Origin of the sequence: Janthinobacterium sp. SUN120 (assembly GCF_030397735.1) — a bacterium.
In the GTDB taxonomy this organism is placed as follows: domain Bacteria; phylum Pseudomonadota; class Gammaproteobacteria; order Burkholderiales; family Burkholderiaceae_D; genus Janthinobacterium; species Janthinobacterium kumbetense.
Window position 1 is genome coordinate 307,488 of the sequence record NZ_JAPUBW010000001.1, and the last position, 15,192, is coordinate 322,679.

The window sequence follows — 15,192 nt, forward strand, 5'->3', positions numbered from 1 at the left end:
AAGGAGCCGCTAGCCTGCTCACTCATCTTCCCTCACTCCTCTTCCGACGCGCAATACCTGTCCCGCCCCGTATGCTTGGCGCGGTACAGCAGGGCGTCGGCGGCGCGGATCAGGGTGCTGGGGTCCATGCCTTCCGTGGGCATGACGCTGGCCATGCCCAGGCTGACGGTGACGTGCGGGCCGACGCTCGATTTGGCGTGCGGAATGTCCAGCGCGCGCACTTCGTCGAGGATGCGCTGGGCCACCACTTCGGCGCCGTCGCGCGTTTCCTGCGGCAGCAGGATGATGAATTCCTCGCCGCCATAGCGCGCCAGCAGGTCGGGCGGGCGCACGGCGCAGCGGCGCAGGGCGGCGCTCACCTGCTGCAGGCACAGGTCGCCCGCCTGATGGCCATACGTATCGTTGTAATCCTTGAAATGGTCGATATCGGCCATGATGATGGCCATCGGCACGCCGTCGCGCGCGCAGCGCCGCCATTCGCTGTCCATCGTGTCGTTGAAGCTGCGCCGGTTGGCCACGCCCGTGAGCGAATCCGTCAGCGACAGTTCGCGCATGGCGTCGGCCTGCCGCTTGATGGTCAGCTGGCTGCGCACGCGGGCGCGCACGACGGCCGCGTTGAACGGTTTCGTGATGAAATCGACGGCGCCCGCTTCCAGCGCCCGCGTCTCGTCCTCGGGCTGGTTCAGGGCCGTGACGAAGATGACGGGGATGGCGCTCAGCAGGGCCGATTCGCGCAGCGCGCTGCACACGGCGTAGCCATCCATGCCGGGCATGACGGCGTCGAGCAGGATCAGGTCCGGCAGTTGATTATGCGCAATTTCCAGCGCCTTCACACCGCTCAGGGCGAACAGCACGTCGTGCTCCTCGCGCAGCAGCTGGTGCAGGATCTGGATGTTTTCCATGGCGTCATCGACGATGAGGATGCGCCCGTTCATGGCAAGGTTGGTCCAGCTCACTTGTTTTCCTCTCGTTTCAGCTGATCGAGCACGAGTTCTTCCGCCTCGGCAAAATTCAGCGTTTCAATCGCATGTGCCATCGCCAGCGCCGCTTCCCGGTCTGACTGTTGCAGGGCGGGGTGCAGCGCGTGAAATTGCGCCAGCGCTTTCAGGTTGTTGTTGCGGATCAAAACCAGCAATTCGGCCAGGCCGGCGTGCAGATCGACGGGCCCGCTGCCGGGCGCGGCCGCCGCCGGCTGGCCGCGCCGCAGGGGCGAAGGCAGGGTGCGCGCCGCTTCGATGACTTCGGCCATCGCCTGTTCCAGGCGGCCCAGCATGGCGGACGTGGCGTGCGATTGCCCCGTTTTCAGCGTTTTCTCCGTCTCGGCGGCCAGGCTGGCGATGTGCGTGGCGCCCAGGTTGGCCGCCACGCCGCACACGCGGTGCAGCAGCTGCGCCGCCTGCTGCGCCTGGCCGGCGGCCAGCAGGCGGCGCGTTTCCTCGACGGCGTCGCCTTGCGAATTCTCAAAGCGCTTGAGCAGGGCCAGGAAGGCGCCGTAGTCGCCGCCGAAGCGGTGCAGGGCCGCCGCCAGGTCGATGCCGGGCACCGTGGCGGGCAAGTCCAGCGTCCGCGCGACGGCGTCGGCTGCCGGCACGGCGCTGTCGCCCCCCAAGGGCGCCGGCACCAGCCGGGTCAGTGTCTGTATCATCTCGTCAACGTCGATGGGCTTGGCCACATGCGCATTCATGCCGCTGGCGATGGCGCGCAGGCGGTCTTCGTCCATGGCATTGGCCGTCATGGCGATGATGGGCAAGTCCGGCAAGCCCAGGGCGCGGATGGCCAGGGTGGCGTCGTAGCCGTTCATGACGGGCATCTGCAAATCCATCAGCAGCACGTCCCAGGCGTCCGGCGTGCTGGTGAGCAAGTCGACGGCCAGTCGGCCGTTGGCGGCCACGGTCACGCGCGCGCCCGAGTGCAGCAGGATGTACTGCGCCACTTCCTGGTTGATTTCATTGTCTTCCACCAGCAGCACGCGCATGCCGGTGAGCAAACCCGACAAGGGCGTGGACACGGGCAGCGCCGAAGGGGTGCTGCGGCCTTCGCGCACGGCCGTCACGGCCGCCAGCAGGCGCGCCGGGGTGGCCGGCTTTGAAACGATGCCGGCCAGCATCAGGCTGTCGGCCAGGCGTTCGAGGTTTTCGCTATCCTGGTCGGCCACCAGCATGATCACGGGCGGCAGCACCAGGCGTTCGTCGGCGCGCGCCTCGGTGAGCATGGAAATGCCATCGATGCCGGGCATGGCCGCGTCGAGCAGCACCAGGTCCGCCGCCGGCCCGCCGCTGGCGTGGGCGCGCAGCAGGGCCAGGCCGGCCGCGCCGCTGTCGGCGCTGCGGCTGTGCCAGCCCTGCGCCGCGCACCACTCTTCCAGCATGGCGCGCACGCTGGCGTTGTCGTCGATGATCAGCAGCGACTGGACCCTGGGCGCGCTCTTGCCGGGCGGTTCGGGCGGCGGCGCCACCTTGTCGAAGCGGCAGCGGAAGCGGAAGTCGGAGCCCTTGCCCAGCGTGCTTTTCACGCTGAGGGTGCCGCCCATCAATTCCACCATGCGCCGGCAGATGGCCAGCCCCAGTCCCGTGCCCCCATATTTGCGGCTGGTGCCGCTGTCGCCCTGGGAAAACGCGTCGAAGATGCGTTCCTGCTCGGCCGCGCCGATGCCGATGCCCGTGTCGCGCACGGAAAATTCGAGGGTGGCGCTGGCCGCATCCTCGGCCACCTTGTCGATCGACAACACCACTTCGCCATGCGAGGTGAACTTGACGGCGTTGCCCATCAGGTTGATGAGGATTTGCTCCACGCGCAGGGCGTCGCCGATCAGTTCGTCCGGCACGCCGGGGGCGAGCACGAACACGGGTTCCACGCCGCGCGCCCAGGCGCTGCTGGCCAGCAACACGCCCACGCTGCCCAACATGCGTTCGAGCTGGAAGCGGCGCTGTTCCAGCACCATCTGTCCCGCCTCGATCTTGGAAAAATCGAGCACGTCATTGACGATATTGAGCAGCGACTGCGTCGCCATCTGGATCTTGCCCACATAGCTGCGTTCGCGCCGTTCCAGCGGCGACTCTTCCAGCAGGCGCGCCAGGCCGATGATGGCGTTCATCGGCGTGCGGATTTCATGGCTCATGTTGGCGACGAATTCGCTTTTCGCGACGCTGGCGGCCTCGGCCTTGTCGCGCGCGCGCACCATTTGCTCGTTGAGTTCATGCAGGCGCAATTCCGTGCGCTTGAGTTCGGAAACGTCCGAGGCCAGCACGAAGAAGCCGCGCACGCCGCCGCCGTCGTCGAAATCGGGGATGTAATTGGTCCACGTGTGGCACACCTGGCCGCCGGGATCGAGCAGGTCGCGCTCGAAGCTTTGCGGCCGGCCCGCCAGCACGCCCTCGACGTGGGGCGCATACACGTCGAACAGTTCCTGCCCCAGCAATTCGCTCATGTGGATGCCGGCCAGTTCGGCGCTGCTGCGGCCAAACCATTCGTTATAGAATTTATTTGCAAATCGGCAACGCAAATCGGCGCCCCAGTACGACACCATGCCGGGCAGGTTGTCGGTGACGGTGCGGATGAAGCGTTCGTTCTGTTCCAGGCGCCAGGTGGTGGCGTGCAGCACCTCGGTGGCGCGCTTGCGTTCCGTGATGTCGATCGATACCCCCAGCACATGGCTGGCGCGCCCCGCATCGTCGCGCAAGACCACCTTGCGCGTGGTGAAGTGGCGCGTGGTGCCGTCGGCCGTATTGATCGCTTCCTGTTCGATTTCCACCATCTGCCCCGTGGCCAGCAGCTTGCGGTCGGCGCTGACGAAGGCGGACGCCTGCTGCGGCGGGAAGAAATCGTGGTCCGTCTTGCCCAGCAATTGCTCGCGCGAGCGTCCCAGGGTCAGTTCCGCGTGGCGGTTGACCATTTCAAAGCTCAGCTTGTCGGCGCGCTTGACGAAGACCATGGCCGGGATGTTTTCGATAATGGTGCCAAACAGGTGTTTCGAGCGGCGAAATTCCGCTTCGCTGCGCTTGCGCTCGCTAATGTCCAGCCACAGGCCCGATACGCCCAGCAATTGCTGTTCCGGGCCGAAGATCGGGTGGTACGAGACGATCCAGTGGCTCAGCTGCTCGCGCTGCTGGCCGCTATGGCCCTTCAATTCGATGTCGACGATGGGCTGTCCCGTCCCGAGCACCTGGCGCACGCAGCGTTCCACCTCCGCCCGCACGGCGTCGTCGAACAGCATGGCGCCTACGGGACGGCCCAGGTGCTGCGCCACGCTGGCCCCGTTGATGGCGGCCAGGTAGTGGTTGATCATGACAATGCGCAAGTCCAGGTCCACGAACAGCATGCCGATTGGCGCCGTCGCGTACACGGTTTCCAGCAGGCGCGTGGATTTCCCCAGGGCCAGCGTGCGCTCGGCCACCAGGCTTTCGAGCTGCGTGCGGTGACGTCGCAGGTCGCGCTCCAGCGCGCCCAGGGCGCTGGCCATGTCGGCCGATTCGCGATCCGCGTGCCGGTTCGAGAGCAGGGGTTTGCCTTGCGCCAGCGCGTGGATCTGCTGCGTCAGCTCCTGCAGGGTGCTGGCCAAGCGGCCGCCCACGCGCCAGGCCAGGGCGAAGCCGGCGCCCAGCAGCAGCGCCAGGATGAGGGAACCCGTGACTACCGAGCGCAGCAGGGCTTGCGCCACCGTGCTGGTGCGCATGGTGACGGCCACCGTCCAGGCGGCGTCCGGGGCGCGGCGAAAGCCCGTATAGACGTCGATGCCTTCCAGCGTGGCATGGCGCAGCACGCCTTCGCGCGCCTGGCGTATCTGTTCCAGCAGGGGCGCCGCGCTGCGCTGGCCCACGTAGTGCTGCGGCGCCAGCGTGCGCGCCACGTTGATGCCGTCGGCATTGATGATGGCCGCGCCCAAGTAGGCTGGCAGGTGCAGCTCGCGTAACAGAACTGACAGGTAGTCGGGCGGGTACAGGGCCGTCAGCACGTAGGCGCTACCCTGGCTGCGCGGCAAGGGCAGGTTCAGGGCCAGCTGCGGCAGGCTGTCGGGCGCCTTGGTCAGGCTGGTCAGCCGCGGCTTGCCGGAGTCGCGCGTGCGCTCCATGCTGGCGGCCCATTTTTGCGGCAGGGGAGGCGGCGCCTGGCTGGCGGGCAGGGTCGTATTGATCAGCTGGCGGCCCTTGGCGTCGGAGACGATGAAGGCGCTGACGGCCAGGCCAGGCTGCAGCAGGCTGGCGGTCAGGGCCCGCAGGGCGCCGATGTCGTCCGCTTGCAGGGCGGGCGAGCCGGCCAGGATGCGCGCGGCCATCTGGGCGCCGTTCAAGTCGCGTTCGACGGCGGCGGCCACCGCGCGCGCCGCCTGCGCCGTTTCGCTGACGACATGGTCGCGTTCGCGCGTGTAACTTTGCGCCACGAGCAGGAGAAACACGAGCGCCGTCGGAATGACCCAGGCGAGCACCAGCCATGAAATTCTTGAGCGTATCGAAGGCAAATCTTGCACCCGGAAAGCTCCCAGAATGGATGAGTCGACAGGCAGGCTCACGCTGGCGCTGGCTGACCTTGAATGAAAAGATGCTAGACGAAATTGATTCTTCTGACAAGCCTAGTTTCTGGAATGGAAAAAAGGTTGCGCAAGGCATACAGAGGAGGGGGAACGCCCATCCCGCCGTGGCGGCGGGATGGCAAGGCGGCTTTACGGTACTACGGTCAGCACGTCGACATCGATTTCCGGGCTCTCCATGAAATCCTTCTCCACTTCGCCGCGGATTTCCACTTGGGTCTTGGCGTCGATCTTGCGGTTCATGAAGACCTTGTCGTCGATGTCCACGCGGATTTCCGCCGTGCCGTCGGAGAACGTGTATTTCTCCTTGCCCACTTTGCGCAGCAAATGGCCGCGCAGCACGACGGCCTGGTCGTCGACGGGGTTTTTCAGGATGGCGGCCACGCTGCTGGGCGCGGCCGGGCCGGCCGTCGGGCCCACGTATTGGGCGTGCGCGCTGCCGGCCAGCAAGGCGCAGGCGGCCAGGGAGACGATGAGTTTGCGGTGCAGTGGCATGGTATTCCTTTGATAGTGACTGACGGCTCAGAAGAAGACGGCGGTGCGGGGGATGATAGCACCGGCATTGCCGTAAGGCATGTTCGCCCGGACGCTGCCCGTGCTGGCCACGCCATCGTCGAGTTTGCTGTCGATCTGTTCCGCGTAGCTTTCGGGCAAGTTGTCGAAACGGATGCCGTTGCCGGCGCGGCCGCCCACTTCGTCGTTGTACAGGTAGACGGCGCCGCCCTGGGCGCTGGTCATGAATTGCGAGGTGCCGTTGAACGAGCCGGTGATGAAGCCGCCCAGGGCCAGGTGCTGCGGCGCCAGGGTGAATTCGCGCGGCTGGCCGTCGCCGATCTGGCCGTCGCCATTGCCGTTGCCGGCCGAATTGGGCACGTGCAGGGTGCCCTGGAGGTCGTCGCCGGGCAGGGCGCGGAACTTGTCCTGGTAGGCGTTGACGGCGGCCGTCAGCGCATTCGATTGCTGGATGATGTTTTTCACCTTGGCGCTGTCGATCAAGCCTTGTCCCTTGAGCACGCCGCCGAGCAGCAAGCCGATGATGACCAGGACGATGGCGATTTCTACGAGCGTGAAGCCGTGCTGGCGGCGTGGGGGCATGGGATTTCCTTGGAAAAAAAGTGCGACAGCTTGGGTTGGCAGTTTACTGCATTTGGTGCCGGGCGCGCAGGGCAGTGTCATGGCGTGGCCTTTGCTTTCTTCTTGGCAAGTTCGTCGAGCCGGCGCGCGAGGAAGGCCAGTTCGTGCGGATCGCTGATCTGGCCGCTGGCGAGCAGGCCGCCGATCACCAGGCGGGCGCTGTCGAGCTGGTCCATGTCTTCCAGGATGAACGCTTCCATCTCGCGCACCCAGGATGGCACTTGCGGCCCCGTCGTCAGCCGCCGCAGTTCACGCGCATACGACAGGGCCAGCGGCAGGTCGCGCAGCTGGTGCTTCGCCACCAGCGCCGCCTGCGCCATGGCGGGCCAGCGGCGCTGCGGGTCGGCCGCGAAGCTGGCGGCGACAAAGGCCAGCATGCGCCGCACGCGCTGCGGGTCTGCCACGCCCGCGTACACTTCGCTGGCGGCCACCAGCGCATACTGGCTGCGCGGATCGAGCGTTTGCGCCGTTTCCAGCCAGCCGGCCAGGCGGTCATAGTCGAGTTCGCGCCACGGCAGGCTGACGCCGGCCTGGTCTTCGAACGACTGCAGGTACAGCAGCATGGCTTTCGACATGGCCAGCGGCTCGCCCAGGCTGGCCAGGCGCGCCACGCCCGCCGGCGGCGCGGCGGGCAGGGGCCGCGCCTGCGCCGGCGCTTGCTGCTGCGCCAGGCGCCAGCCCAGCTGCAGCAGCAGGCATGCCGCCAGCAGCCAGCACAGGGGGCGCGGCACGCTGCTCCAGGGGCGCTGGGCGGCGGCCATCAGATGTTCCTGCGGTAAAAGTCGCACAGCGCGCAGCTGGCCAGCAAGGCCACGTAGATGCCGGTTTGCGCCGCCACATTGGCCAGGGCTGGCCAGTCGCCGGTGGCGTACAGCAGCCATTCCGTGCGCGCAAAGGCGTCCAGGCGGGGCAGCAACAGGGCCAGCACGTCGATGGCGCCGGCCGTGGCCCGCTGCGCCAGCGAGTCGCCCGCCTGCGGGCCGTGCGCCAGCAGTTGCAGGCTGCCCAGCATGCGCGCCAGCACATAGAAACCGCTGGTCGCGGCAAGCGCCGGCAGGGCTTGCTGCAGGCTGGCCGCGCACAGCAGGCTGAAGGCGGCGACGATCCACAATTCCCCCAGCAGCGACAGCGCCCACAGCGCGCTTTGCGCGGGCGCGGCGAACAGCGCCATCAGTAGGCCGAACAGCACGGCGGGCACGGCCGCCAGCGCCCCGTAGCCCAGCAGCTTGCCCAGCAGGTAGGCGGCGCGCGGCATGGGCAGCGCCAGCAGCAGTTCCAGGCCCCGGTCGGCCGCTTCGCGCGCCATGCTGGTGATGATGAAGGTGGCCAGCAGGAAGACGCCGGCCAGGCGCAAGGCGGCCGCCAGCAACGCCGCCTGCACGGCGCCGCTTTCCGTCAGCGCCAGTTGCTGCAGGAAGCCGGCCAGGGCGGCGGCGCCGCAGGCGGCCAGCAGGAACAGCCACGGCAGGCGGCTGCGCAGCGCTTCGAGCAAGGTGTAGCGGGCGATGGTGGCGGCGGGCGAGAGCATGGGCATCAGCGGGGCAGCCTTTGCGCGGCCACCATGCGGTTGAACAGGATGTTCGGCGATAGCCAGGCGACGATATCGTCGAACTCGCCGCCGGGCTGCTGCGGGCCGCTGGCGGCGCGGCTGATGACGGTGGTAGCGTTCGTAGCATTGTTGCGCTCGTCGACATTGTTGCCGAAAGGCACAGCCTGGCGCTGGCCCTGCACGCCCGTGGCGCCGAAACCGTTCTTGCCGTGCGACATGATCATGGCTGGGATGTCGTTCAAGGCCGTCGCCTGCAGCAGCGCGCCGCCATTGCGCGTGACGATGCTGATGTCGCGCGGCGTCGACAGGCTGAAAAGCTGGCCGCTGTCGCTGAAGGCCGGCGTCACGCTGTAGCGGAACAGATTGTTCCAGCTGTCGCCCTGGCGCAGCCCCAGGGTGGCCCAGGGCAGGAAACCGGCGCGCTTTTCGCCCGTGCAGCGGGTGCCGCGCCGGTCTTCCAGGCCGCTCATGGCGGAGATGGCGGGACAGGGCAGGTAGCCGTAGCGCAGCGCGTAGCCCGTCAGCGCTTCCTTCGCTTCATTCAGCGCCTGTTGCGTCTCGGCCACCTTGCGCTGTTCCAGCTGCACCGTCAAGGGCGTGACCAGGCCGCCTATCATCAAGCCCACGATGACGAGCACGATGGCGATCTCGATCAGGGAAAAGCCGCCCTGGCGGCGCGATGGATGCGGGCGGGGGCTCATGGCAGGTTGCGCGCGGCGCGCATGCGTTGGTACAGGGTGGGCAAGGTAATCCAGGTGAGCATGTCGTCGAAGGCGCCGCCGGGCAGCGCGGCATTGTCGGTGGCGGGGCGGGCGATGAAACTGCGGCTGGCGCGGTCGTTGGCGGCTTCGTCGAGGTTGCCGCGTGCCGTATTGATCTGCGTCACGCCGCTGGCGGCCGTGCCGTAGTGCTCCTTACCTTGCGAGAACAGCACGACGGGCAGGCATTCGACGCTGACGTCGCACAGTGCCTGCCCCGCGACGAAGGCGAATTCGCCGCGCGCGTCGCGCTCGAGCACGACCCGGTTGGCGACGGCGGAAAACGAGACGATGGGCGCGCGCGCCATTTCCGGCGTGACGCTGTAGCGCAGCAGCTTGCCCCAGGCGTCGCTGCCCGCCACGCCCAGCGCCACCCACGGCAGGAAGCCGCTGCAGGCGGCATCGTCGGCGCAGTCGGCGGCCCGTTCGCGCCCGTCGAGGGCGGAGGCGGCCGGACGGGGTAGGCGGCCATTGACCGCCGCAAAGCCCAGCAAGGCTTCGCGCGCCTGCGCCAGGGTGTCCAGCGTGCGCTGCTGGCGTTCGGCCTCGCCCGTCTTGCGGCCAAAGGCGCTGATCAGCAGGCTGGCCGCGCCCAGGCCCAGCACGGCCACCAGCAGCAACAGGGCGGCGCCGCGCTGGCGACGAGGTTGCCAACGAGCTTGACAATGAGCTTGCCGTGGCGTCATGGCGGCGTCTCCTGCGCCTCGGTGACCGTGCCGCTGGCCGGGTCGTAGCGCTGGCCAGGTTTCAGCAGCACCGCCTGGCCATTCGACAGGCGCAGGGTCAGGGTGCCGGGTTTGTCGCGGGCAAGGCGGTTGTGCGGCTCGTTTTGCGCTTCCTGGTTCAGCCAGACGGTGGAGCGGCCGCTGCTGCGCTGCACCACGCCATTCAATTCCACGGGCGGCGCGGGCGGCGGCGGTGGCGGGGGCGCGGGGGCAGCCAGGGCGGGATCGGGTGGCGGCGGCCCGTAGCGCTGCGCATCGAGCTGGGCGCGCTGCTGGGGCGACAGGAACAAACGTCCCAGCGGCTGTGCCTGCGCCGTGAGCGCGGCGCCGGCCAGCAGCGCACACAGGATGCGGGCGGACTTCATGGCCGCCCCGGCACGGGCACGCTGTTGACGGTCAGCCACAGCAGTTCGCATTCGGCGCCCAGGGTCGGCACCGCCTCGCCGCCGGCCGCGCCATGGCGCTTGAGCGTGCAATCCTGCACGGCGAAATAGCCGGCCTGGCGCAAATCGTCAAACAGGTTCAGCAAGTCCATCTCGTGCAGCAAATCCATCTGCAGGCGCATGCGGCTGCCGCGCAGGTGATATTGCCCCATCACCATGGGCAACGGCACGGGCAGCGCTTGCTGCGGGCTGATGTCATAGCTGATCGGCAGCAATTTGCGCTGTTCCTGGCTGCTGCGGATGGCGTCGATCCAGGCCAGGCGGTTTTCTTCGCCGATCAGGCCGCGCTGGCGCAGGGCCAAAAATTGCGGTTCGTAGGCGCGGATTTCCTGCTTTTCCGCTTCCGCGTGGTTGAACAGGGTGGCCGCCGCCGCGCGCGTGTGCTGGGCCAGGTACAACTGTTGCGCTTCGCGCATGCGATAGGCGGCGGTTAGGCTCAGCAGCAGCAGGCTGGCCAGCAAGGTCAGCGCAAAGCACAGCAGGGCGGCGCGCACCAGGTGCAGTTCGCCCAGCCAGGCGGGCAGGGTGCGCATGGGCGTGCCTGCCCGCTGCATGCCGGGCAGGGGCGGCTGCTTCACGGGGCCGCTCATGGCTGCCACTCCAGCAAGAGGGTAAAGCGGGCCTGGCTGTCCTGCGCCGGCGCGGCGCTCTTGCCGGACAGGGCCGCGCTGGGACGCAGGTCGAGCGGCGTTTCCTCGATCGTCACCTGCATGCCCGGCTGGCGCGCCAGGGTTTGCGCGAAGGCCGTGATGGCGGCCAGCGCGGCGCGGTAGTCATTATTTGGCATGGCCACGTCCGCTTCCAGGCGCAGCGCCTGCGGCGGCGCGACAGGGATGCCGGCCAGGGCGCTGTGGGGCGGCGCAGTCTGCTGCGGCGGCGGCTGGCCAGCGGCCGTGCGCGCGGGCGCCTGGCCCGCATGCCAGTGCAGCTGGCCCAGCGCGACCTGCGGCGCCTGGTCCAGCGCGGCGCTCAGCATGCCCAGCAGGCGGCCCGGCTCCGGCGCCTGGCTGGCGATCATCTGGCCCAGGGTGACGGCCACTTTCATGTTCTGCGTCTTGGCCGGCGCCGGCGGCTGGGTCGACATGACGCTGCGGTAGCGTTCCTGGTAGGATGCCGTTTCCTGCGCCAGCCGCTGCGTGGCGGCCCCGTCGGCGATGCCGCCAAGCAAATTGATCACGCACCACAGGGCGGCCGACGCGCCGATCAGGGCGCTGGCGCCGTACAGCGTCTTGCGCGCGCGCTGGAAGTGGTAATAGCGGGCCAGCGCGCCGGGCGGATAGTGGCTGGACGGCGGATGCTTGCCCAGCAAGGTCAGCAGCAATTCGTCGGCCAGCGCCGGCGTCTGGCGCAAGCCCACCCGTTCGCCGGCCAACTGCAGGTCGATGAAGTGGTAAGCCACTTCGACGCCGTTGTCGCACAGCAGTTCGAGCTTGGCGATCTGCGCGGCCGGCGCCAGGATGACGGTGTTCAAGACGTCGCCGCGCGCCAGCATGCGCGTGCTGGTGAGAAATTGCCGTGTCTTTTCCGTTTCCAGCGCGATATTCACGGCCACGCCGTCGAGCGCGATGGTCGCCGTCTGGCGCGAAAAGCGCAGCTGCCCCTTTTCATAGTAACTTTGCCGCAAGCCGCCTGATTGCTGCGTCACCAGCAGCAAGTGTTCGTGCGAGATCGACAACTTTTTGACCAGCGCGATACTGAGCAGGCTGGTCGAATAGATGCCGGCCACGGGCACGCGCAAGTGTTCGAGCGCCTCCGTCCACGGTTGCAGCAAGGTGGGATTGGTGAGGGCGAAAAACAGTACCTGGTCGTCGTGGCGGCCCGTGCTTTCGCGCCCCAGCAGGGTGCTGCCCCGGTAGGGCGTGTCGCGGTGTAACTGCTGCTTGCGCCGCTCCAGCAGGGCGCGGCCCGCCTTGCCGCGCACGTGGGGCACGAGCTGATGCTGGAAATCTTCCTCGATCAAGTCCGTCAGCAGGTAGGCGGGCACGTCGAGCCTGCGCTCCTGCGGGTCTTCCAGCCACGCGGCGAAGCCGTCCAGCCCGGCCGCGCTGGCGGGGAAGGCCTGGCCGGGGCCCAGCACGCCGTGGTTCCAGTCGTAGGCGCACAGGGCGTCGCTGGTGAGGTAGAGTAATTGTTTGCGGAACACGGCGGCCTCAGGTTTTGATCGTGCTGATGGTGTCGTAGATCGGCCCCAGCACCGACAGCATGATCCAGCCCAGCAGCAAGCCCAGGATGACCGTCATGGCCGGCTCGATCATGGCTTGCACTTTTTCAATCAATTCCTTCACTTCGCGGTTGTAAAAGTAACTGACATTGCGCAAGGCCGTGTCCAGCGAACCCGTGGACTCGCCCACCTTCAGCATGCGGATCACCAGCGGCGGGAAGATGCCCGTGTGCTGGAAGGCGGCGGTGACGCCGTAACCTTCGCTGATCAGCTGGGCGGCGCGGCGCAGGCCGGCCGCCACCACCTGGTTGCCGGCGATGCCCTCGGACAGGCGGATGCATTCGAGGATGGTGATGCCGGAAGCATACATCAGGGCAAAAAACGTGGCGAAGCGGGCCAGGATGATCTTGTGCAGCACGGGACCGACCAGCCACAGCCGCAGTTTCAAGCCATCCCAGGCGTAGCGGGCCGCCCCGCTGCGGCGGATGAGCGCGCGCAAGCCGAAAAACAGCAGCACGGGCAAGGCCAGCAGCAGATACCAGTAATCGATGAAGACATTCGATACGGCAATGAGCACGCGCGTGTGCAGCGGCAGCTCGCCGCCCATGTTGCGGATGAACGCCGTCAGCTGGGGCACCAGGTAAATCATCAGAAAAAACGTCACGGCCGCCACGACGATGGCGACGACGACGGGGTACATGACGATCTTGCGCGTCTGCGAGGCCAGCTCGTCCTGCCATTTCAGGCTTTCCGACAGGTTCTTGAAGACGTCGGCGATCCGGCCGCTCTGTTCTCCCGCCAGTATCAGGCTGGTGAACGTGGCGTCGAAGATGTCGCCATGCTGGGCCAGCGCGCCCGAGAGGGGCAGGCCGCCCTCGATGCTTTCGATCAGATCCGTGACGACTTCGCGCAGGCGCGGGTGGTCCGTGCTTTCGCGCAAGTCGTTCAAGCCTTCCAGGATGGGCACGCCCGCGCCCGTCAATTGCTCCATGTGGAAACAGAAATTGATCAGGTCGCGGCGGTGGATGATGCGCTTGCCCAGCAGCACCAGGTACTGGCCCGTGATCTTGCAGTCGATCAAGTCGAGCTGCATGCGGTGCAGGCGCGCTTCCAGGTCCGGCACGTTGGCCGCCTCCATGCTGCCGGGAATCAGGGCGCCGGCCGCATCCATTGCGCGGTAGACATATTGCGCCATCAGGCCAGCCTTTCCGTCAGGTCGACCACGCGGCCCACTTCTTCCAAGGTGGTGACGCCTTCCAGCACGCGGCGCATGCCGTCGTCGACGATGCCCTTGAAGCCGGCCGCGCGCGCCGCGGCCTTGAGCTCGCGCAAACTGGCGCGGCGCGCCGTCAATTCATCGAGTTCGGCCGTCATCTTGAGGATTTCCATGATGGCCAGGCGGCCCTTGTAGCCCTGGTGCGCGCAGCGTTCGCAACCGGCGGCGCGGCAGATGCTGACGGCGGGCGCCTCGGACGCAAGGCCCAGCAGGCGGCGCTCGATGGCATCGGCGATGACGGTTTCCTTGCAGTGCGGACACAAACGGCGCACCAGGCGCTGCGCCACGATGCCGATGATGTTGCCGGCCATGATGTCGGGCAAGATGCCGATGTCGAGCAGGCGCGCCACGGAACCGATGGCCGAGCTCGTATGCAGGGTGGAATACACCTGGTGGCCCGTCATGGCGGCGGCAAATGCCATTTCCGCCGTTTCGCGGTCGCGGATCTCGCCCACGAGGATGATGTCGGGGTCTTGCCGCATCATCGAGCGGATGCCGTCGGCAAAGCCCAGCTTGACGGATTCGTTGACGGAGGTCTGGCGTATCATGTTCATCGGATACTCGACCGGGTCCTCCAGGGTCATGATGTTGACGCTTTCCGTATTGATATGGTTGAGTATCGAATACAGCGTGGTGGTCTTGCCGCTGCCCGTCGGGCCCGTCACGAGGATCACGCCGTCGGGGCGCGCGATCATGAGTTTCAACAAGTTCAATTCCGCCTCGGCCAGGCCCAGGGCGTCCAGCGGCACGATGCCCTTTTGCCGGTCCAGCACGCGCAGCACGACGTTTTCGCCATGCGTGGTGGGCTGCGCCGACGCGCGGAAGTCGATTTGCCGCCCGGAAAACTTGATGCTGATGCGCCCATCCTGCGGCGCGCGCGCCTCGGCGATATTCATGTTCGACATCACCTTCAGGCGCACGGCCATGGCCGGCCAGTACGATTTGTGCAGGCTGCGGATTTGCCGCAGGATGCCGTCGATGCGGTAGCGGATGCGCAGGAACGACTGTTCCGGCTCGAAATGGATGTCCGAGGCGCCGTTCTGCACGGCATCGGCCAGCAGCGCATCGATCAGGCGCACCATGGGCTGGCTGTATTCGTCCGACGGCGAGGCCATGCTCTGATAGCTGACTTCGCCCGTTTCGATTTCGTGCAGGATGCCGTCGATCGACAGCTCGAAGCCATAGTACTGGTCGATGGCGCGCGAAATGTCCGATTCGTTGACGAGCACGGTGGAAATCGTGATGCCCTTGACCAGCATGGCGCTGATTTGATCGAGCGCAACGATGTTGCTCGTGTCGGCCATGGCCAGGATCAGGTTATCCGCCTGCCGCTCGTAGACGATGGGAAAGACGCGGTAGCGCTTGGCCACGTCCTTCGGTATCAGCTTTAATGCGATGGCGTCGACCACCAGGCTGGACAGGTCCGCGCTGACCTGTTTCAGGTTTTCGCTGAGCGCCTCGCGCACGGTGGCTTCCGTGACAAAACCCAGGGTGATCAGCAGCTTGCCCAGCGGTTCGCTGCTGCGCCGCTGCTCGATCAGGGCGATGCGCAGCTGGTCTTCGCTGATCACGCCTTTCTGGATCAGCAGCTTGCCGAGGGGGAGTTTTGCCTGTTCTGCCAT

At 67.0% G+C, this 15,192-nt stretch carries 13 protein-coding genes; all 13 read right to left on the bottom strand.

Translation table 11 applies throughout. From position 1 onward, the window contains the following. Positions 1-32: 32 nt before the first annotated feature. The 13 genes from O0879_RS01330 to O0879_RS01390 all read right to left on the bottom strand — a co-directional run bounded on the left by O0879_RS01330 (position 33) and on the right by O0879_RS01390 (position 15,192). The gene (locus tag O0879_RS01330; RefSeq protein ID WP_099667505.1) at positions 33-956 is read right to left on the bottom strand and encodes a diguanylate cyclase; all 924 of its coding nucleotides are present in this window, start codon (positions 954-956) and stop codon (positions 33-35) included. Further along, the gene (locus O0879_RS01335; RefSeq protein WP_289914308.1) at positions 953-5,422 is read right to left on the bottom strand and encodes a PAS domain-containing protein; all 4,470 of its coding nucleotides are present in this window, start codon (positions 5,420-5,422) and stop codon (positions 953-955) included. The genes O0879_RS01330 and O0879_RS01335 overlap by 4 nt, the downstream gene beginning before the upstream one ends. 234 nt (positions 5,423-5,656) lie before the next feature. Beyond that, complete coding sequence (locus O0879_RS01340; RefSeq protein WP_099667507.1) at positions 5,657-6,019, bottom strand: NirD/YgiW/YdeI family stress tolerance protein; 363 nt, start codon at positions 6,017-6,019, stop codon at positions 5,657-5,659. Positions 6,020-6,046: 27 nt separating this feature from the next. After that, positions 6,047-6,619, bottom strand: a complete 573-nt coding sequence (locus O0879_RS01345; RefSeq protein ID WP_099667508.1) for a prepilin-type N-terminal cleavage/methylation domain-containing protein — start codon at positions 6,617-6,619, stop codon at positions 6,047-6,049. A gap of 77 nt (positions 6,620-6,696) precedes the next feature. Further along, positions 6,697-7,419 carry a hypothetical protein gene (locus O0879_RS01350; protein WP_289914309.1) on the bottom strand — a complete coding sequence of 241 codons (723 nt, stop codon included), beginning with the start codon at positions 7,417-7,419 and terminating at the stop codon, positions 6,697-6,699. After that, on the bottom strand, positions 7,419-8,192 hold the full coding sequence (locus O0879_RS01355) for an ABC transporter permease subunit (RefSeq protein WP_180278756.1): 774 nt from the start codon (positions 8,190-8,192) through the stop codon (positions 7,419-7,421). The genes O0879_RS01350 and O0879_RS01355 overlap by 1 nt, the downstream gene beginning before the upstream one ends. Continuing rightward, positions 8,192-8,908: a type II secretion system protein gene (locus tag O0879_RS01360; RefSeq protein WP_289910495.1), complete on the bottom strand. Its 717-nt coding sequence runs from the start codon at positions 8,906-8,908 to the stop codon at positions 8,192-8,194. Before O0879_RS01360 ends, O0879_RS01355 begins: the two co-directional genes overlap by 1 nt. Then, positions 8,905-9,651, bottom strand: coding sequence for a hypothetical protein (locus tag O0879_RS01365; protein ID WP_289914310.1), 747 nt, complete (start codon positions 9,649-9,651; stop codon positions 8,905-8,907). Before O0879_RS01365 ends, O0879_RS01360 begins: the two co-directional genes overlap by 4 nt. Then, complete coding sequence (locus O0879_RS01370) at positions 9,648-10,055, bottom strand: hypothetical protein (RefSeq protein ID WP_289914311.1); 408 nt, start codon at positions 10,053-10,055, stop codon at positions 9,648-9,650. The genes O0879_RS01365 and O0879_RS01370 overlap by 4 nt, the downstream gene beginning before the upstream one ends. Then, entirely contained in the window at positions 10,052-10,723 is a 672-nt protein-coding gene (locus O0879_RS01375) for a hypothetical protein (RefSeq protein ID WP_289914312.1), read from the bottom strand. Before O0879_RS01375 ends, O0879_RS01370 begins: the two co-directional genes overlap by 4 nt. Next, positions 10,720-12,276: a hypothetical protein gene (locus O0879_RS01380; protein ID WP_289914313.1), complete on the bottom strand. Its 1,557-nt coding sequence runs from the start codon at positions 12,274-12,276 to the stop codon at positions 10,720-10,722. Before O0879_RS01380 ends, O0879_RS01375 begins: the two co-directional genes overlap by 4 nt. 7 nt (positions 12,277-12,283) lie before the next feature. Beyond that, positions 12,284-13,489, bottom strand: coding sequence for a type II secretion system F family protein (locus O0879_RS01385; RefSeq protein ID WP_251348303.1), 1,206 nt, complete (start codon positions 13,487-13,489; stop codon positions 12,284-12,286). After that, the gene (locus O0879_RS01390) at positions 13,489-15,192 is read right to left on the bottom strand and encodes an ATPase, T2SS/T4P/T4SS family (protein ID WP_251348304.1); all 1,704 of its coding nucleotides are present in this window, start codon (positions 15,190-15,192) and stop codon (positions 13,489-13,491) included. The genes O0879_RS01385 and O0879_RS01390 overlap by 1 nt, the downstream gene beginning before the upstream one ends.